Here is an 18,107-nt window from a genome sequence, read left to right on the forward strand (position 1 = left end):
CGCTACGCTCGCGACGCGGTCGCTCGCTGCTTGAGCGCGTTTAGTGGCGCGCCGAATTGAATTTCCGGCGTTCAGGCACAGATGTGGGTGCGAATCCCCGACAAATCAACGCGCATTTTCGAGAGCGGCGTCCATCAGCCCTTGTGGAACCGCCATCAACTTCGGCCCGTCGGTCCAGACCAGGGCCGCCTCGACCGTGCGCTCGGGATAGAGGCGGCGCAGGACGGCGGCGTAGATCGCCATCTGCAGCACATAGGCCGGATCGGCGTCTTCGACGTGATCGGGAGCGGGACGGTTGGACTTGAAGTCGACCACCAACACCCGCTCGGGCGTGACCACCAGCCGGTCGATGCGGCCCGAGATGGACACTCCGGACGGCAGGTCGGGCGCGGTGCCGGTCAGGGCGACCTCGGCGCGGCTGCCGGGGCCGAAGACGGGGGCGAAGCGGGCGTCGTTCAGCACGCCGAAGGCGGCGGCGATCATCTCGGCGCGCTGATCCTCGGTCAGGTCGCGCTCCCGCGCCAGCATCCGGTGCGCGGCGTCGGGACGGTCAGGCGACGGCAGGTCCGGCAGGCGCTCCAGCAGGCGGTGGATCAGGTCGCCGCGCCGGAAGCGGCCCAGACCCGCGCCGGGGCCTTCGCCGCGCGCCAAGGGCGACGGCGCAGGGATGCGCTTCTGTTCCTGCATCTGCGAGGGCGAGGCGAAGCGGGCGGCGGCGTCGCGCGGCGGGTTGGTCCGCGCCCAGTCGGGCGCCTCAGGGCGGGCTTCAATCGTGGCGACGGCGGCGGGAAGGCTGTCGGGATCGGCGCCGTAGCGGCGGACGCCGCCGTCCAGCTCGCGCACCTGGTCGCCCAGCCGGTCGAAGGTCTCTTCGATCACCGACCACCAGTCCCCGGCCTCGGGCGCGCGTTTCGAGCCGCGTCCCATGACGATGACCCGGTCGCGTGCGCGGGTCAGGGCGACGTAGAGCAGGCGCAGGGATTCATCGCCGACCCGCGCCTCGCGCGCCGCGCGGGCGTCGGCCGAGGCGGGGCAGTCCTCCTTCGACGAGCCGGGGCACATCAGCCAGGCTTCGCCGCTCTCGGTGGCGACTGGCATCAACGACGGCCCCTGCGCCTTCGCCTTCATCGTCGTGTCGGGCAGGATGACGATCGGCGCCTCTAGCCCTTTGGCCCCGTGAACGGTCATGACGCGGACCTCGCCGCGCGGGCCTTCCAGTTCGCGCTTCACCTCGACATCGGCGGCTTCCAGCAGGGCGAGACAAGTCTCCAGATCGGTCCCGCCGCGTCCTTCGGCGGCCAGCACCTGATTGAGGGTCTCGTCGACGGCTTCCTCGGCCTCGCGGCCCAGACGGGTCAGGATGCGCGCGCGACCTGATTGGCCGGTCGCGTCCACCCGGTTCAGCAGGCGGGAGAAGAAGCCGAACGGGTCGAGGTCGCGGGCGCCGCGCGCCGCGTGCAGCAGGTCGAGCGCCTTACCCCAATCAGGCCGCTCTTCAGCCCGCTTCTTCAGCTCGCGCCACAGGCCGTCGCGCTTCTCGCGGCCGGCCAGTTCGAACAGGCTGTCCTCGTCCACGTCGCAGAAGGGGCCGCGCAGCACCTCGGCCACGGTCAGGTCGTCGCCGGGGAAGAGGGCGAAACGGGCCAGCGCCTTCAGGTCGTCGAAGACGATGTGCTGCGACAGCTTCAGCCGGTCGGCGCCCGCCACCGGCGCGCCCGCCGCCTTCAGGGCGCGGATGATCTCCTCGAAGGTCGCGTCGCGACGGCGGACCAGGATCAGGAAGTCGCCGTAGCCGCAGGGGCGAGGCGTCCTGTTCTTGGCGAAGACGACGGCGCCGGTCTCGACCTGGCGCTTGATCTCGAGCGCCAGGGTCTGGGCCATGCGCTTGCGTGCGCTGGCGGTTCCCTCCTGATCGACAGGATCGGTCCAGGCGTCGCGCTCGGGCGGGGCTTCGTCCACGAAAAGGGGCCATAGCTCGACCGCGCCGGGTTGCCCCTGACGGGCGGCGGTATGGTGCGGAATCTCGCCCGTCTCTCCGACCAGGGCGCGGGCGCGTTCGGGTGTGGCGAAGACTTCGTCCACGAACTTCAGCACCGCCTCGGTCGAGCGGTAGGAGGTCTCCAGCGGCACGCCTTCGAAGGCCCCGCCTGCTCCCGTGATCAGGCCGTCATAGACCTGAGCTTCCTGCCGCAGTCGTTCGGGCCGGGCGCCCTGGAAGGAGTAGATGGACTGCTTCTCGTCGCCGACGGCGAAGACGGTGCGGTCGGTGTCGGGGACGGTGAAGAACTCGCCGGTCAGGGCGCGCATGATGGCCCACTGTTCGGGGGCGGTGTCTTGAGCCTCGTCGATCAGGACGTGGTCGACGCCGCCGTCCAGCTTGTACAGCACCCAGGCGGCGGTCGAACGGACGGTCAGCAGTTCAACCGTGCGCGCCACCAGATCCGAGAAGTCCAGCGCGCCGTGCGCCGTCTTGGCCGCCTCGTAGAGGGCGGCGTGGGCGTTGGCGAGGGTTAGCAGCCTGATGGTGTCGTCGGCGACCTTGGCGGCGCGCAACTGGTCGCGGGCGGCCAGAAACTTGTCCTGCAGATCGGTCAGCCAGCCTGCGGCGTCGGGCGGCGCCTGCTTGGTCGCCATCGACTTGCGGGGCGCTCCCGCGCCGGTCAGGAAGACGACGCCGAGACCGGGGAAGCTCCAGTCGTGGTCGATGGCGTGGATCAGTTCGGCGGCGCGGTCCTTGTCGGTCTTGGAGCCGGTGGCCATCAGTTCGGCCATGCGGCGGACCTCGCCGCGGCCCACCCAGCGAAGGAAGTCGGCCTCGATGTCCTCGGGCGTCTTTTGCGGATCGGCGCCGGTCAGGACGTAAGGGCCGGGCGCGCGGCCGTCGGCGACGCGAGCGACATAGTCGGTCAGTTCGGCGCGTTTGCTCTCGATCAGGGCCAGAAGATCCTGGAAGCGGCCCCAGTCCAGCTCGACCGCGAAATGGCTGTAGGCCTCGCCGATCGGCCCCTCGGCGTCGGCCAGGGCGGCGCGGGCCAGGTCTTCGCGCGCGGCATGAGACAGGGCGACCGCCGCCTCGTTCTCCAGCACGGTGAAGCGGGGCGAGACGCCTGCCTCGATGGGGAAGCGGCGCAGCAGCTTTTCGCAGAAGGCGTGGATGGTCTGGATCTTCAGCCCGCCGGGCGTCTCCAGGGCGCGGGCGAACAGGCGGCGCGCCTCGGACAGACGGGCGGGGTTGAGGGCGCCGGGATCGCTGTCGTCCAGCTTCGCCAGCTCGGCCGACAGTTCGCCGTCGTCCATGACGGCCCACTTGCCGAGCGTCTCGAACAGGCGGGCCTGCATCTCGGCGGCGGCGGCTTTGGTGTAGGTCACGCACAGGATGGCCGAGGGCGCGGCGCCGCCCAGCAGCAGGCGCGCCACCCGGCTGACCAGGGTGGTGGTCTTGCCCGATCCGGCGTTGGCGGTGACGAAGACCGAGCGGGCCGGGTCGGCGGCGCGGGTCTGGGGGTTGAGGCCGTCCCGGACGTGGAGGTTCATTCCGCCTCTCCTTCTTCGCCGCCGATGACGTGCCATTCCCAGACGCGGGCCAGCAGGTTGTAGGGGCTGTAGCTGCCCATCAGGTGAGGCGCGGCCCACGAGAGATAGGGTGTCTCCGGCCGGTCGAACTCGGCGACGCGGGCCATCAGGCCTTGCAGGGCGGCGTCGGACAGGGCCTGCGCTTCCGGCCCGGCCGCGCGCACGGCGACCTCGCCCGCCTTCTTGCGGCCGACGACGCGGACGTAGGTCAGTTCTTCCGGCGGGACGGGGCCGTTCGTGTCCTTGAAGCCGCCAGCCGCGAGAATGGCGCCGGTCAGGGTCAGCTGGGGCGCGAAGCCCGCCTTGATCTGTTTGGCGCTCGGAACCTGGCCGGTCTTGAAGTCCATGACGGCGGCCGACAGGGCGCCGACCTCGATGCGGTCGGCGTAGGCCTTGACGGTGAAGGGGCCGCCGGGCGCCTCAAAGGTCAGAGCGCCCTGCTGTTCGATCAGCAGGGTCACGCCGCGCGCGCGGCGCTCGGTCTCGAACCCGGCCAGCCAGCGGGCGGCGTTCCTCGCCAGCGGCGCCTCGCGGGCCATGGCGGCGTCCTCAAAGCCGTGGGCGCCCAGCTCCTCCAGCAGCAGGCGCTCGATCACCGCGTCGAGATCGTCGGGCAGCAGGTCGGGCCAGTCCTCTGTCAGGCGCTCGATGGCCTTGTGGACGGCGTTGCCGCGGGCCAGGGCCTCCGCCGAGGCGCCGGGGCGCTCCATCGGTTCGAGGTTGAGGATGCGGCGGGCGTAGAGGGCGTAGGGGTCGCGGACCCAGCGCTCGACCCCGGTGACGTAGAGGCTGCGCGGGCGGCGTTCGACCGGAGGCGCGGGCTTCGGCCTGGGAGCCAACTCGGCCGGACCGGGCGGCGGGGCGTCGAGGGCGCGGGTCCAGTCGGCGACGCCTTCAGGCGCGCTGAGGCTGACCGGCGTGTCGGGCGCGTCGGCGCCGCGCGTCAGCATCTCCAGCCGCCACAGCCAGCGCGAGCGCACGGCGGGCTGGCCGCCGCGCCGTTCGCAGTGGACCAGGACGGCTTCGTCGGCGCAGGCCGCCTGGACGAAATCCTGCGCCGTCTGACCCAGACGCCGCTCGGGCGCGGGTAGGGGCAGGGCGGCGCGCATGGGCCGCGACAGGAAGGGATCGACCGGGGCGGCGTTCGGCCAGACGCCCTCCTCCAGTCCGGCCAGAATCATGCGGTCGGCCCGCGCCAGACGCGCCTCGATGGCGCCGAGGATGCGAAGGGACGGATGGGTGGCGCCGCCGGTGCGGACTGTGGTCTCGGCCAGCAAGGCGGCGATCAGATCGGCGAACTCGGCGGGCGTGGTCTGGCCCAGCGGGCCGCCGCCCTCGATCAGGGCCGACAGCAGGGACGCCGCGGCCTCGCCGTCCGGCCCGGCCCAGGCGTTCTGACCGGCCAGCGCCTCGATCAGGGCAGTCAGGGTTCGGGCGGCCTGGTCGGGCGGACAGGGGCGGGCGGTCGCCAGAGCTTCCAGCCGGTCGGCGAGGGATTGCGCGCCCTTCAGCCGGGCCAGCTTCCAGTCAGCCAAAGGCAGGCCGCCGCGTCGGGGCTCGGCCGCCTTCAGCAATCTCTCGCGCAGTTGGGACCAGCGACGCGGACGCGGGCCGCGCAGGGCGTGCTCCTCCAGCGCCTCGGCGGCGTCGGGGAGCGACGTCTCGCCCAGATCGAGGCGAACCAGCGGGTGCTTCAGCAGGGCCAGCAGGGTCTGCGGCTTCAGCGGCTCGGCCAGGAAACGGGCGCCGAGGTCGACCAGCACCCCCGCCGTCATCCGCGACAGCGGCTGGCCGGTCGAGGAGTCGGCGACGATGCCCCAGCGCGCCAGCCGCGCCTCGACCCGGCGCGACAGTTGCAGGTCCGGCGTCACCAGGGCGCAGGTGATGGGGCGGCCGTCGGGGGCGCGCTGTTCAAGGCTTTCGCGCATCATCAGGGCGACGGCGGTCGCCGCCTCTTCCTCAGCGCGGACGGACAGGACGGTCAGGCCCGACAGGCCCTCGGCGATGGGGTCGGCGGCGCGGCCCGCCTCGGCCGAGCGGGCGCGAAGGCGCTTGATCTCGTGGCGCCAGTCGTCGGTGGCCTCGGCGGGGCGAAGGGCTTCGTTGATCAGGCGCTGGCGGGCCAGACCGCGCGCTTCCACGGCGGGGTCGAGCGGCGGCTGGAACCAGGGTTGGACGGCCTCGCGCGCGACTTCGGCGCGGGCCAGCAGGGCCTTCAGCGCGGCCTGCGGATGCTGGTCGTCGATGCGGTCCCAGGCGTCGGCGGCCAGATCGAGGTCGAGGCCGGGCAGGACGACCACGCCCTGCGGCGCCCTGGCGACGGCCTTCAGCACGTCTGCGGCGGCGGGGACGGTGCCGGTGGACCCGGCGGCGATGACGGGGGCCTGCGGCGGACGGGCGTCCCAGGCCTCGGCCAGACGGCGCAGCAGGGTCGCGCGGCGCCACGCCGGATCGACCAGACCCAGCGTCTCCAGTCGCTTGGGCCAGGCCTCGACGGCGAGGCCGAGGAAGCGTGCGCTCTCGCGCCAGTGCTCGGCCAGATCCTGTTCGGCTAGGGTGGCGACGCGCGACAGGTCGGAGACTTCTTCCAGCTGGCAGGAATCGAGGAAGGCGCCGAGCGCATCGGCCATTTCAAGGGCGCGCAGGGGTTTCATCCCCGGCTCGAAGTCTTCCGCGATCATGCGCGCCATCTCGAAGCGGCGCGTCAGGGGGGCGATGGCGGGCGGCAGGTCCAGACCCAGTTCACCGGGGGCGAAGGGCGGCTCGTCCTCTTCCAGATCGCCCAGCGGGCGGACCTGGGGCAGCAGGACGGGGCGCTCGCCCGCCAGCTTGCCCAAGGCGAAGGAGAAGGCGCGGGCGGCGCGGCGGTTGGGCAGCAGGATGGTGGCGTCGGTCAGGGTCTCGGGCGGGGCGTCGCCCAGCCAGTTCAGCACCCCCGCCGCCAGGTCTTCGAGGAAGGGCCGCCAGGCGGGCACGGCGCGCCAGCGCGGCCCGCTTCCGGCGAACGGATCGAAGCGCCCCCCCGTCATGATCAGGTCTCCGCCTTAAGCCGGGCTTCGGCCGCGTCACGCGCCTGCGGGTCGCCGACGTGCATCCAGTCGCCGTCCAGCACGCAGCCGAACAGGCGGCCCTCGGCGGCCGAGGCGCGCCACAGGGGGCTGAGCGAGAAGGGACCGTCGGGGCCGTGGTCAGCGTAATCAGGCCGGGTGATGTGGACGCCCATATAGGCGTAGGGCGCGCTGGCGGCCTCGCCCCGGAAGGTCAGGGCGCCGTCGTCGCCGAGGAAGAAGTCGCCGCCGCCTTCAAAGCCGATGGAGCCCTCGCGCCGGGCCAGCAGCAGGGCGGCGTCCATGCGCGCGGGGTCCCACAGGCGGATCAGGTCGGAAAGGGCGTCGCCCCGATCGATCCAGACGCTATCGATATTGGCGACGAAGACGGGATCGTCGCCGAGCAGGGGACGGGCCTTCTTCAAGCCGCCGCCGGTCTCCAGCAGTTCGGCGCGCTCGTTGGAGATGCGGATCGTCGGGCGCGTGCGGGCGACCAGATGGCTTTCCAGCCGGTCGGCGAACCAGTGGACGTTGACCACGGCGTCGGTCACGCCCGCCTCGGCCAGCCGGTCGAGGACGTGGTCGATCAAGGCCTTGCCGCCGACCTCGACCAGGGCCTTGGGCCGGTCGTCGGTCAGGGGCCGCATGCGCGTGCCGAGCCCGGCGGCGAGAACCATGGCGGTTGTGGGAGCGGTCATGCGCAATCTCCAGCCCTTCTCCCCCTGGGGGAGAAGGCAGCATGCGGAGCATGACGGATGAGGGGGCGGTCGGCGACGGGCGCGCGGTCCAATGGTGAGGACCAGGCAACCCGCCCCCTCATCCGAGCCGCTGCGCGGCCCACCTTCTCCCCCGAGGGGAGAAGGAAGCGGCGGGATGCGGTCATCGGCGGACGTCCTCCGGCACGTGGCGGTTCATCCAGGCGGCGACGGCTTCGAGGCCGGGCTTGCCGATGTTGGCGTTCAGATGAGCCCACATGCGGGGCATGAAGGCGGCGTATTTCGGCTTGCCGTCGCGGGCGATCAGGCGGGCGAAGATGCCCAGGATGCGCGCCTCGTTCAGGGCGGCCAGACCGGCGTAGGCGGCCATGAAGGCCTCACGGTCGGTCTCGGGGCGCAGGGCGAAATAGTGGTCGAGGGCGAGCGCCTCCAGCTCGGGCGCCACGTCGCGGCGGGCGTCCTGCAGCAGGGAATGCAGATCCCACGACGGATGGGCCTTCATCGCGTCCTGGAAGTCGATCAGGCCGACCGAGGCGGCGCCGGTCTTGCCGTCCAGCCGGATCAGGTTCTCGGCGTGATAGTCGCGGTGGGCCATGACGGTCGCCCCGGCCTCGCCCGCCGCCGTGATCGGCGCCCAGACCGCGCGCCATTCGGCCACGGCGTCGGCGTCGAAGGCCAGCGCGGGGATCAGTTTCGGCAGCCATTCGACGAACAGGTCGGCCCCGCCCTGCAGCGCCGTCTGGTCGTAGGTCAGCAAGGGCCAGTCGCCTGCCGGACCGGTCAGCACCTCGGGCGTCGGGGCGGCGTGCAGCACGGCGAGCGCCTCGACGGCGGCGCGGTAGAGAGGGGCCGGGTCGGCGCCGGCCTCAATGACCCTGGCGAACAGGGCGTCGCCGAAATCCTCGATCACGGCCAGACCGTTCGGGGCGTCGACGGCGATGATTTCGGGCGCCGACAGGCCCAGCGACTTCAGGTGGGCGGCGACGGCGGCGAAGGCCTCGATGCGGCCGGCGGACAGGCGGGCGACCGCGTTCCAGCCGTGCGCATGGCGCTGTTCCGGCGTCCACGATGGATCGCAGGGCCGGCTTTCGGCGGCGGGGGCCTGATCCATCAGCATCAGGGAGGCGCCCGAGGCCGTCGTCAGCCGTTCGTAACGCCGCGTCGAGGCGTCGCCGGGCAGGGGCGCGCGGACGGCCTCGGCCAGACCGGCCGAGCGCAGGAAGTCGAGACGGAGGGCTTCGCGGTCAGACATGGAGTTCCTTCAGTTTGGCTTCCCACGACCCTGCGCCAGTTGCGGTCGCAAGCCGGCCTTCGCCGTCTTCGGCGATGGTGATCGTCAGCCGGTCGGGGCCGAGCATCCGGCCAGGATCGTCACCCAGCCGTTCGGGCCATTCGATCAGGGCGCAGCCCTCGTCCAGCGCCTCGTCCAGACCGATCTCGAAGGCTTCTTCGGGCCGGCTGAGGCGATAGAGGTCGAAGTGGGCGATGGGCGGGTCGCTCTCATAGAACTGGACCAGGGTGAAGGTCGGCGACGGCACGTCCTCATCGGGGCGCGTCAGGGCGCGGATCAGGCCGCGCGCCAGGGTCGACTTGCCCATGCCCAGCGGGCCGTAGAGCAGAACGGCCTCGCCCGGCGCCAGCAGGGGGGCGATGGCTTCGCCGAGGCGGGTGGTGGCGTCGGCGTCGGGAAGGTCGAAAGTCGTCATGCGGAGGGCATCAGGCGAAGGTCGCGTCAGGATCGGCGGCCAGGGTCCGCTCGACGAAGGTTTTCAGTTTCAGGGTGGCCGCCTGGGCGTCGACGTCCAGGGCCAGCGGCGGGATGGGGCGGCCGACGATCAGGTCGAAGGCGCGGCCCTTCTTGTTCAGCAGTTCGTGGAAGAGGGTGATGTCGCGCAGTTCCTGCGACACCTTGTCGAACAGGTGGAACAGGCGGCTGGTCGGGCCTGCGACGTGGATCGGGATCACCGACGCCTCGTATTTGCGGGCCAGGGAGGCGGCGGTGGCGGCCCATTCGGGGTCGGTCAGCAAGCCGTCCGCACCGACGCGGGCCAGACGCCCGGCCGGGAACATGACGACGCAGCGTTCGGCCTCGAACGCCTCTTTCGCCGCCTGAAGCGTGGCGCGGGTCTTCTCGCGCGTGCGCTTGGCCGTGACCCATTCGACGGGGACGACGGTCTCCGACAGGCGCGGCGAGACGCGCAGGGCGTCGGCGTTGGCGAAATAGATCAGGTCGTTTCGCACCGTGCGCAGGGCGTCATGCACGGCCAGGCCGTCGGCGATGCCGGTCGGATGGTTGCACACCACCAGACAGCGGCCCGAGGCGGGCAGGCGATCCAGATGCGCCGTCCGCACGGTCAACTCCAGCAGGTCCGAGACATAGTCCAGCGCCTGGCGCCCCGCCATGGGGCCGATGGCGTCGGCCATGCGTCGCGCCTTGGCGTAGTCGAGCAGGCCGTAGAGGGCGGGCCGCGCCAGGGGCCAGGCGGCCGATCCCGTCAGCCGGGGCGCGCGCTCGGCGATCAGCACGTCGACGATGTGAAGAGCCGGACTCATCGCCTGCTTGTCGCCGAGGCGGCGGCGGCGGGCAAGCGCCATCCCGCTTGGCGAAGCGGGAACGGCCCCCTATGCAGGAAGCCTGACCATTCTTTGGGGGGAGTGTAGCGTAATGACCCGATCACACTGGATGACGGCGGCGGCCGTCCAGATGCTGTTGCTGGCGGGCGGCCTGGCGGCGACGCCGACGCTGGCGCAGGAAACGCCGGTCGCGGCTGCGACTTCGGCCCAGGCCCAGGCCCCGGCGTCCGATCGTCTCGGTCTGAAGGATCTGGCGACGATGGAACGGGTCGGCGATCCGCGCGTCTCGCCCGACGGACGCCGCGTCATCTACGCCGTGACCACCACGGACTGGGCCGGCAACAAGAACCAGACCGGCTTGTGGATGGCCGACGTCGACGGCGCGACGGCGCCGCGTCGCCTGCCGATCTCCGACGGCGGCGTCTCGAGCGCGCGCTGGGCGCCGGACGGGCAGTCGATCTATTTCCTGTCGTCGCGCGGCGGATCGAACCAGGTGTGGCGCGCGGACCGCGAGGGTCTGGCGGCGGCGCAGGCGACGACGCTTCCGGTCTCCGTGTCGGGCTTCCGCTTCACGCCGGACGGCAAGGCCCTGGTGCTGGGCGTGTCGGTCTATACGGATTGCGAGACCCTGGACTGCACCAGGGACCGACTGGCCGAGCGGGCCAAGTCGACCCAGCAGGTCTATGACCGGATGCCGCTGCGCGTGTTCGACCGCTGGGCTGACGGACGCCAGAGCCATCTCTTCCTGCAACCACTGAACGGCTCGGGCTTCGCCGAGGGCGCGCCGCGCGATCTGACCGCCGGACTGGATGCGGACGTCGGCGTGGGCGAAGGCGGACTGACGCTCGCGCGCGACGGGCGGACCCTGATCTATTCGACGCGGATGCAGGGCGACCGCGCCCCCTTCACCAACAACAGCGACCTGTATCGCCTGAGCCTGGACGGCGGCCCCGCCGTCAACCTGACCCCGGACCATTCAGGGCCGGACGGCGCGCCCGCCCTGTCGCCCGACGGACGGCGCCTGGCCTGGCTGGCCGCCCCGCGCGAGAACGTCGGCGGCGATCAGCCGGTGGTCATGGTGGCCGATGCGAACGGCGCGAACGCCCGCGCCCTGACGAACTGGGATCGCGGTCCCGGCGGCCTGACCTGGCGTTCGGACGGCCGGGCGCTCTACGTGACGGCCGCCGACGAAGGCCAGAACCGCCTGTTCGAGATCGACGCCCGAACCGGCGCGGTGAAGGCCCTAACCGACATCGGCTCGGTCGGTGATTTCGACGAGGTCGGCGGCGTTCTGGCCTATGCCCATGAGAGCTTCACGGCCCCGACGCAGATCTTCATCGCCCGCAACGGCCAGACCGCCCGTCAGGCGACGCAGCACAACGCCGAGCTGCTGGCCCGCATCGATCTGCCCCGTCCCGAGGAGATCCGTTTCCCCGGCTGGAACGACGAGACGGCGCACGGCTGGGTGTTCAAGCCCGCGGGCTTCGTCGAGGGCCGCCAATATCCGGCCGTCTATCTGATCCACGGCGGACCGAAGTCGCCCTGGACCGAGAGCTGGTCCTACCGCTGGAATCCGCAGGTCTATACGGCGGCGGGCTATGCCGTGGTGATGGTCAACTTCCATGGCTCGCCGGGCTACGGCCAGGCCTTCACCGACGCCATCAACGACCACTGGGGCGATCGCCCGCTGGAAGACCTGCAGAAGGGCTGGCAGGCGGCCCTGGCGGCCAATCCCTGGATCGACGGCCAGCGGGCCTGCGCGCTCGGCGCCTCCTACGGCGGCTATATGGTCAATATGATCGCGGGCAAGTGGAACGAGCCGTGGCGCTGCCTGGTCAACCACGCGGGCGTGTTCGACGTGCCACAGCTGATGAACGCCATGGACATCTCGACCTTCATCCATGAGTTCGGCGGCGCGACCTGGGACCGCAAGGCCGTCTATGACGCGCACAACCCCGAGACCTACGCCGGCGACTGGAAGAAGCCGATGCTGGTGCTGCACGGCTCCAAGGACTTCCGGGTGCCGATGGAGCAGGGGCTGGCGACCTTCTCGGCCCTGCAGCGGCTGAACATTCCCAGCCGCTTCGTCCATGTGCCGGACGAGAACCATTGGGTGCTCAAGCCGCAAACCTGGGTCGAGTGGCAGCAGGAGATTCTGGACTGGACGGCCGACTGGACGAAGGAAGGTCAGCAAACGGCCCCTTAAACAGGAGGCTTTGCGGGCGGCGCGCGGCGGTGTTAGGCCTTCGGCCAGACTTCACATCCGCATGAGGAGCGCCTGAATGCGCCGCCTGCCCCCTCTCCTGTCCGGCCTCAGCGCCGCCGCCCTGCTGACCGCCTCGGCCCTGCCGGCCCTGGCCGAGGGGGCGCTCGCCGCTCCGGCCGCAGCGACGGCCCCAGCGACGACCCAGGCCCGCGCCGCCTTCACCTATCAGGACATGATCTCGGCCAACCGACTGGGCGACCCCCAGGTGTCGCCGGACGGCGAGTGGGTGGTCTATTCGCTGACCCAGACCGACGTGGCGGCCAACAAGCGCTCGAGCGCCCTCTACATCCTGGGCCTGAAGGGCGAGGCTCAGCCGCAGAAGCTGGCCATCTCCGAAGGCGGCGCCAACACCGCCCGCTGGGGCGCCGACGGCAAGCTGTATTTCCTGTCGGGCCGTTCGGGCTCGAGCCAGGTCTGGGTCTCGGCCGACAAGGGTGCGACGGCGACGCAGGTCACGGCCCTGCCGACCGACGTCAACGCCTATCGCATCAATGGCGCCGGCGATGCTGTGGCCGTGTCGCTGGCCGTCTACCCGGATGCGGCGGACCTGAACGCCTCAGTCGCGCGCGGCAAGACCGAGGCCGAACGCAAGTCGACCGGCCAAGTCTATGACCGCATGTTCGTGCGTCACTGGGATACGTGGAACGACCACACCCAGAACCACCTCTTCGTCCAGTCGATCGGCGCCGACGGCAAGGCGGGCGGCGAGCCGGTCTGGGTCACGAAGGGCTTCGACGGCGACACCCCGTCCAAACCGTTCGGCGACGAGAGCGAGTTCACCTTTGCGCCTGACGGGCGGTCGCTTGTCTTCTCGGCGCGCAAGGCCGGGAACAGCGAGCCGTGGAGCACGAACTTCGACCTCTACAGCGTCGCCGTATCGGCGCCGGGCCAACTGACCAATCTGACCGAGGCCAACCCGGCCTGGGACACCGGCCCGGTCTTCTCGCCCGACGGTCAGACCCTGGCCTACCGCGCCATGGCGCGTCCGGGCTTTGAAGCGGACAAGTTCTCGATCTTCCTGCGCGACGTCGCCACCGGCCAGACGCGCCAGATCGCGGCCAACTGGGACCGTTCGGCGGATACGCTGCAATGGTCGAAGGACGGAAACACCCTCTACGCCACCGCGGGCGACGTCGGTCAGACCCGCCTGTTCGCCATCGACGCGCGCAACGGCGTGGTGACGCCGCTCACGGGCGAAGGCCACGTCGGCGCCTTCCAGCAGACGCCCTCGGGCTTCGTCATGGCGGTCGACACCCTGACCTCGCCCAGCGACCTGTTCTTCAAGACCTATCGCGGCCGCGAAATGCCGCGCCGCCTGACCGATGTGAACCCGCAGCTGACGACCAAGGCCTTCGGCGAGGCCGAGCAGTTCAGCTTCCCCGGCTGGAACGACGAGACGGTCCACGGCTACGTCATCAAGCCGGCTGACTACGTCGAGGGTCAGAAGTATCCGGTCGCCTTCCTGATCCACGGCGGTCCGCAGGGTTCGTTCGGCAACTCCTGGTCCTACCGCTGGAACCCCGGCACCTATGCGGGCGCGGGCTATGCGGTGGTGATGATCGATTTCCACGGCTCGACCGGCTACGGCCAGGAATTCACCGACGCCATCAGCCAGCACTGGGGCGACCGCCCGCTGGAGGACCTGCAGAAGGGCTGGGCCTTCGCACAGTCGAAATACAGCTTTCTTGACGGCCAGAACGCCTGCGCGCTCGGGGCCTCCTACGGCGGCTATATGATCAACTGGATCGCGGGCAACTGGCCGGGCGAGTTCAAATGCTTGGTCAACCACGACGGCGTCTTCGACACCTTCGGCATGGGCTACGGCACCGAGGAGCTGTGGTTCACCGAGTGGGAATACGGCGGCACGCCGTGGGAAAACCCGGAAGGCTATCAGAAGTTCAACCCGGCCAACCACGTCCAGAACTGGCGCGACCCGATGCTGGTGGTTCAGGGCGATCTCGACTTCCGCATCCCCACCTCGCAGGGCCTGTCGACCTTCACCGCCCTGCAGCGGCGCGGGATCGAGAGCCGCTTGGTCTTCTTCCCCGACGAGAACCACTGGGTGCTGAAACCGGCCAACAGCCTGCAATGGCACAATGAGGTCTTCGGCTGGCTGGACAAGCACCTGGCCCGGTAAGGTTCGACCTGATTTCGGGGCGCGGTTCGACAGGGCCGCGCCCCTTCGATTTCCGGGGGAGACGGCATGACGAGGCGAGGACTTCTGGCGCCGCTGCTGGCGACGGTGGCGACCGCAGCCTGCGCGCCGCTGATCGGCGAGGGCGGGTCGGCGCCCGTTCCGCTCGGGCCGCCGGGCTGGCGTACGGCGCGCACGGCCTATGGCGCCGATCCGCGTCAGACGTTGCGCCTCTATCGTCCGGCGCGGGCGGACGGTTCGCCTATCCTGATCCTGCTGCCGGACGGAGCCCCCCAGGCGGCGGATGAACGGACGGCGCGCGACCTGGCCGAGCGAGGCTTCGTCGTGGCTCTGGCCGACCGACGGGCGGCGCCGGGCAGCCCTTATCCGGCCTTCATCGCCGATGGAGCGTCAGCCGTCGCCTGGGCGGCGCGGCGGGCCGAGGATCTGGGCGGAGACGCCGGACGGATCGGCGTTCTGGGCCTGGGCGAAGGCGGTCGCGCGGCCCTGATGCTGGCGCTGGACCGACGCTATCTGGCGGCGGCCGGCGCGCCCGGAGCGGTGCGGGCGGCGGCCGCCCTCGGCGCGCCCGACAAGCCGGACGCGACCTTCACCGATCCTTCGGCCTACGAGGGGGCGAAAGGCGCGGCGCCGGTCTGGCGCGGGGCGGCGGACGATCTGACGAAGGCCGTCGCCTTCCTGCGCGAGGCGTTGAGCTAACCCTCGGCGGTCAACTGTCATGTCGGCGTGTTTCCCCCGTCTCGCCAAGGTCACGGTTTTCCGCTAGAGGAAGCCATGACAGACAAGATGACCCCCCAGGCGGCGCTGGACCGCCTCGAAACCCTCTACAATCAATCCGTCGCCAACCTGCGCCAGGCCGTGAAGACCTTCCTGGCGACCGGCGAACGCGCCGACCCCGAGGCGCGCGCGCAGGGCCTGTTCGCCTACCCCCGCCTGACGGTGACCTGGTACGGCGACCGCCCGCAGAACCTCGAGACGCGCGCCTATGGCCGCCTGTCCTGGCCCGGCGTCTATACGACCACCATCACCCGGCCCGACCTGTTCCGCACCTATCTGCTGGATCAGCTGACCCTGCTCGCGACGGAGTATGGGGCGACCTTCGCCGTCGAGCCGTCGGATCAGGAGATCCCCTTCCCCTATGTGCTGGACGGCTCGGACGTGGTGCTGGACCGCACCATGACGGCGGCCATCGCCCGCTGGTTCCCGACCACCGAACTGGCCCATATCGGCGACGAAGTCTCCGACGGCCTGTGGGAGCCGGGCGAGGAGCATCCGCTGGCCCAGTTCGACGCCCTGCGGACCGACTTCTCCCTGGCGCGGCTGCGGCACTACACCGGCACGCCGGTCGAGGACGTGCAGAGCTTCATCCTCTTCACCAACTACCACCGCTACGTCGACGAGTTCGTGCGCTGGGCGACGGCCCAGATCGCCGATCCCGACAGCCCCTATGAGAGCCTCTCCTGCGCCGGGGGCGTGGTCGTGACGCGCGCCACCGACGACCCGGAAGCGGCCATCATGGACGCCGCCTGGCGCAAGCATCAGATGCCCGCCTATCACCTGACGCGGCCGGACGGTCAGGGCATCACCCTGGTCAACATCGGCGTCGGCCCGTCCAACGCCAAGACCATCTGCGACCACCTGGCGGTCATGCGTCCGCACGCCTGGATGATGATCGGCCACTGCGGCGGCCTGCGCGGCAGCCAGACCATCGGCGACTACGTCCTGGCCCACGCCTATCTGCGCGACGACCATGTGCTGGACGCCGTCCTGCCTGCCGACATCCCGATCCCCAACATCGCCGAGGTGCAGCGCGCTCTCTATGACGCGACCAAGCAGGTCTCGGGCGCGCCGGGCGAAGAGGTGAAGAAGCGCCTGCGCACCGGCACAGTGGTCACCACCGACGACCGCAATTGGGAGCTGCGCTATTCCAAGTCGGCCCTGCGCTTCAACCAGAGCCGCGCCGTCGCCATCGACATGGAAAGCGCCACCATCGCGGCGCAGGGCTATCGCTTCCGCGTGCCCTACGGGACGCTGCTATGCGTCTCGGACAAGCCGCTGCACGGCGAGATCAAGCTGCCGGGCCAGGCCAACCGCTTCTACGAGGGCTCGATCTCCGAGCACCTGCAGATCGGCATCCAGGCCGTGGACCTGCTGCGGGCCGAGGGAACCCGCCTGCACTCGCGCAAGCTGCGCGCCTTCGACGAGCCGCCTTTCAGATAAGGGCGCTATCGCTCGCGACGCGGTCGCGCGCTGCTTGAGCGCGGCTTCTCCCTCCCCTTCATGGGGAGGGGCGTCGGCCCTTCAGGTCTTCCGGAAGAGGTAGAGGCCGAAGCCGAAGTAGGGGGCGCCGAAGTCGAACATCATCTTGATGCGGTTCGCCGTGGCGGCGACGGTCGGCGCATCGGCATGATCAGGATGGGCGTCCAGCCAGTCGGCGATCGCCGTCTCCATGCCCGTGCGATAGACCGCCCATTCCGCCTCATCGGAGATTTCGGCCGAAACGACCTCCAGACCCGCAGCGCGCGCCGCCGCCTGCCATTCGTCGTGACGGACATAGTAGCCGGACGCTTCCACCAGTTGGCGAAGCGGCGCGGGCGGTTCGTCTTTCCAGAACAGGTCGCCCCACAACAGCGCGCCGCCCGGAGCCAGGCGTTCGGCCAGGGCGGAAAAGACGGCGACGGGTTCACGCAGCCCCTTGCCGGCCGGTTCCGTCGAACCGATGGCCACGATCAGGTCCAGCGGCGCATGATCATCGAGAGCGGCGGCGGAGGTCTCGCGCCGCAGCGTGATCCGGTCCAGGAGGCCCGCCTGCGCGATACGCGCTGCGGCGCCGTCAGCCATGACCGGGTCCAGCTCCACCGCCGTCACGCGGGCGTCGAAGACGCGGGCCAGACACATGGAGACTTCGCCATATGCGCAGCCGATGTCCATGACCGTCGCGCCGGACCTCAGCCCGGCGCGCGCGACGGAGGCCTCCAGCCGCCCCATCGACAGGGCGTTGCAGATGGCCAGGGGTTCATAGGCGATGTGATGAAAGGCGACGCGCATGGCCAAGGTCTAGGCCGCCCGGCGCGCCCCGTCTCAGAAAAAGAACTTTACATTATAAAGTTCTTGGCTCACCTTCTGAACGACAGGCAGGGAGAGACGCCATGACCCGCGACCAGGTTCAATCCGTTCACGACGACATCGCCTATATGAAGGCCCTCGCCCAGGAGGGACGGCGAGCGCCGCTTCTGGGCGGATCGGTGCTGGTCGCCGCGGCCGTAATCTTCGGGGCCGCCACGGTAGGCCAGTGGATGATGGTGCTGGGCCGTATCCCCAACGGCGGCTGGGAAAGCCTGTCGCTGTGGCTGGGCGCGGCCGCAGTATTCGTGATCGCCCTGATCGTGCTCATCCGCCGCATCGAAAGCGCCTGCGGCGGCGCCAGCGCCATGAATCGGTCGGTCGGCGCGGCCTGGTCGGCCATCGGCTACGGCATCTTCGTCACCTGGACGGCCCTGATGGTCTTCGGCTGGCGCACCGGCGACTGGGGCGTGATGGCCCTGATGCCGACGGTGGTCATGGGCGCCTACGGTTCGGCCTGGATGGTGGTGGCCGCCATCAGCCGCAAGGCCTGGCTCAACGTCGTGGGCCTGATCTCCTACGCCGGCGCCGTGGTGCTTGCCGGACTGGGCGATCCCCTGCTCATCTATCCGGTCTATCTGGTCCTGCTGATCGCCGTCGCCCTCGCGCCCGGACTGATCCTGGTGCGCGGCGCAACGAAGAAGGCGGGCTGA

The 18,107-nt window shown here is 70.5% G+C and carries 12 protein-coding genes; 5 read left to right on the plus strand and 7 right to left on the minus strand.

Going from position 1 to position 18,107, the window contains the following annotated elements; genetic code table 11:
* Positions 1-105: 105 nt before the first annotated feature.
* The 6 genes from addA to V8J38_RS00130 all read right to left on the minus strand — a co-directional run bounded on the left by addA (position 106) and on the right by V8J38_RS00130 (position 9,931).
* Positions 106-3,534 (minus strand): double-strand break repair helicase AddA, encoded by a 3,429-nt coding sequence (gene addA / locus V8J38_RS00105; protein ID WP_338577277.1) that lies wholly within the window; start codon positions 3,532-3,534, stop codon positions 106-108.
* Positions 3,531-6,602 carry a double-strand break repair protein AddB gene (gene addB, locus V8J38_RS00110; RefSeq protein ID WP_338577278.1) on the minus strand — a complete coding sequence of 1,024 codons (3,072 nt, stop codon included), beginning with the start codon at positions 6,600-6,602 and terminating at the stop codon, positions 3,531-3,533. The genes addA and addB overlap by 4 nt, the downstream gene beginning before the upstream one ends.
* 2 nt (positions 6,603-6,604) lie before the next feature.
* Entirely contained in the window at positions 6,605-7,318 is a 714-nt protein-coding gene (gene murU / locus V8J38_RS00115) for an N-acetylmuramate alpha-1-phosphate uridylyltransferase MurU (RefSeq protein ID WP_338577279.1), read from the minus strand.
* A 181-nt stretch (positions 7,319-7,499) separates the two neighbouring features.
* Positions 7,500-8,588 (minus strand): N-acetylmuramate/N-acetylglucosamine kinase AmgK, encoded by a 1,089-nt coding sequence (amgK, locus tag V8J38_RS00120; RefSeq protein WP_338577280.1) that lies wholly within the window; start codon positions 8,586-8,588, stop codon positions 7,500-7,502.
* A complete protein-coding gene (tsaE, locus tag V8J38_RS00125; protein WP_291781005.1) occupies positions 8,581-9,042 on the minus strand; it encodes a tRNA (adenosine(37)-N6)-threonylcarbamoyltransferase complex ATPase subunit type 1 TsaE in 462 nt (153 codons plus the stop codon). Before tsaE ends, amgK begins: the two co-directional genes overlap by 8 nt.
* A 10-nt stretch (positions 9,043-9,052) precedes the next feature.
* A complete protein-coding gene (locus V8J38_RS00130) occupies positions 9,053-9,931 on the minus strand; it encodes a GNAT family N-acetyltransferase (RefSeq protein ID WP_338577281.1) in 879 nt (292 codons plus the stop codon).
* 70 nt (positions 9,932-10,001) lie between these two features.
* Here V8J38_RS00130 and V8J38_RS00135 point away from each other — a divergent pair, with 70 nt between their 5' ends.
* The 4 genes from V8J38_RS00135 to V8J38_RS00150 all read left to right on the plus strand — a co-directional run bounded on the left by V8J38_RS00135 (position 10,002) and on the right by V8J38_RS00150 (position 16,551).
* A complete protein-coding gene (locus tag V8J38_RS00135; protein ID WP_338577282.1) occupies positions 10,002-12,116 on the plus strand; it encodes a S9 family peptidase in 2,115 nt (704 codons plus the stop codon).
* A gap of 76 nt (positions 12,117-12,192) precedes the next feature.
* Positions 12,193-14,313 (plus strand): S9 family peptidase, encoded by a 2,121-nt coding sequence (locus tag V8J38_RS00140; RefSeq protein ID WP_338577283.1) that lies wholly within the window; start codon positions 12,193-12,195, stop codon positions 14,311-14,313.
* 66 nt (positions 14,314-14,379) lie between these two features.
* Positions 14,380-15,030, plus strand: coding sequence for an alpha/beta hydrolase (locus V8J38_RS00145; RefSeq protein ID WP_338577284.1), 651 nt, complete (start codon positions 14,380-14,382; stop codon positions 15,028-15,030).
* Between the two features lie 75 nt (positions 15,031-15,105).
* Positions 15,106-16,551, plus strand: a complete 1,446-nt coding sequence (locus V8J38_RS00150) for an AMP nucleosidase (RefSeq protein ID WP_291780988.1) — start codon at positions 15,106-15,108, stop codon at positions 16,549-16,551.
* 81 nt (positions 16,552-16,632) lie between these two features.
* Here V8J38_RS00150 and V8J38_RS00155 read toward each other — a convergent pair whose 3' ends face one another.
* The gene (locus V8J38_RS00155; RefSeq protein WP_338577285.1) at positions 16,633-17,379 is read right to left on the minus strand and encodes an SAM-dependent methyltransferase; all 747 of its coding nucleotides are present in this window, start codon (positions 17,377-17,379) and stop codon (positions 16,633-16,635) included.
* Positions 17,380-17,480: 101 nt separating this feature from the next.
* Between V8J38_RS00155 and V8J38_RS00160 the strand changes: the two genes are divergently transcribed.
* Positions 17,481-18,107: a hypothetical protein gene (locus V8J38_RS00160; RefSeq protein WP_338577286.1), complete on the plus strand. Its 627-nt coding sequence runs from the start codon at positions 17,481-17,483 to the stop codon at positions 18,105-18,107.

Origin of the sequence: Brevundimonas olei (assembly GCF_037055245.1) — a bacterium.
GTDB classification, from domain to species: domain Bacteria; phylum Pseudomonadota; class Alphaproteobacteria; order Caulobacterales; family Caulobacteraceae; genus Brevundimonas; species Brevundimonas olei.

Excerpts from the sequence above, each read along its gene's own strand:
- addA (WP_338577277.1), bottom strand. The coding sequence starts at position 3,534 with ATGAACCTCCACGTCCGGGACGGCCTCAACCCCCAGACCCGCGCCGCC.
- addB (WP_338577278.1), bottom strand. The coding sequence starts at position 6,602 with ATGACGGGGGGGCGCTTCGATCCGTTCGCCGGAAGCGGGCCGCGCTGG.
- murU (WP_338577279.1), bottom strand. The coding sequence starts at position 7,318 with ATGACCGCTCCCACAACCGCCATGGTTCTCGCCGCCGGGCTCGGCACG.
- amgK (WP_338577280.1), bottom strand. The coding sequence starts at position 8,588 with ATGTCTGACCGCGAAGCCCTCCGTCTCGACTTCCTGCGCTCGGCCGGT.
- tsaE (WP_291781005.1), bottom strand. The coding sequence starts at position 9,042 with ATGACGACTTTCGACCTTCCCGACGCCGACGCCACCACCCGCCTCGGC.
- V8J38_RS00130 (WP_338577281.1), bottom strand. The coding sequence starts at position 9,931 with ATGGCGCTTGCCCGCCGCCGCCGCCTCGGCGACAAGCAGGCGATGAGT.
- V8J38_RS00135 (WP_338577282.1), top strand. The coding sequence starts at position 10,002 with ATGACCCGATCACACTGGATGACGGCGGCGGCCGTCCAGATGCTGTTG.
- V8J38_RS00140 (WP_338577283.1), top strand. The coding sequence starts at position 12,193 with ATGCGCCGCCTGCCCCCTCTCCTGTCCGGCCTCAGCGCCGCCGCCCTG.
- V8J38_RS00145 (WP_338577284.1), top strand. The coding sequence starts at position 14,380 with ATGACGAGGCGAGGACTTCTGGCGCCGCTGCTGGCGACGGTGGCGACC.
- V8J38_RS00150 (WP_291780988.1), top strand. The coding sequence starts at position 15,106 with ATGACAGACAAGATGACCCCCCAGGCGGCGCTGGACCGCCTCGAAACC.
- V8J38_RS00155 (WP_338577285.1), bottom strand. The coding sequence starts at position 17,379 with ATGCGCGTCGCCTTTCATCACATCGCCTATGAACCCCTGGCCATCTGC.
- V8J38_RS00160 (WP_338577286.1), top strand. The coding sequence starts at position 17,481 with ATGACCCGCGACCAGGTTCAATCCGTTCACGACGACATCGCCTATATG.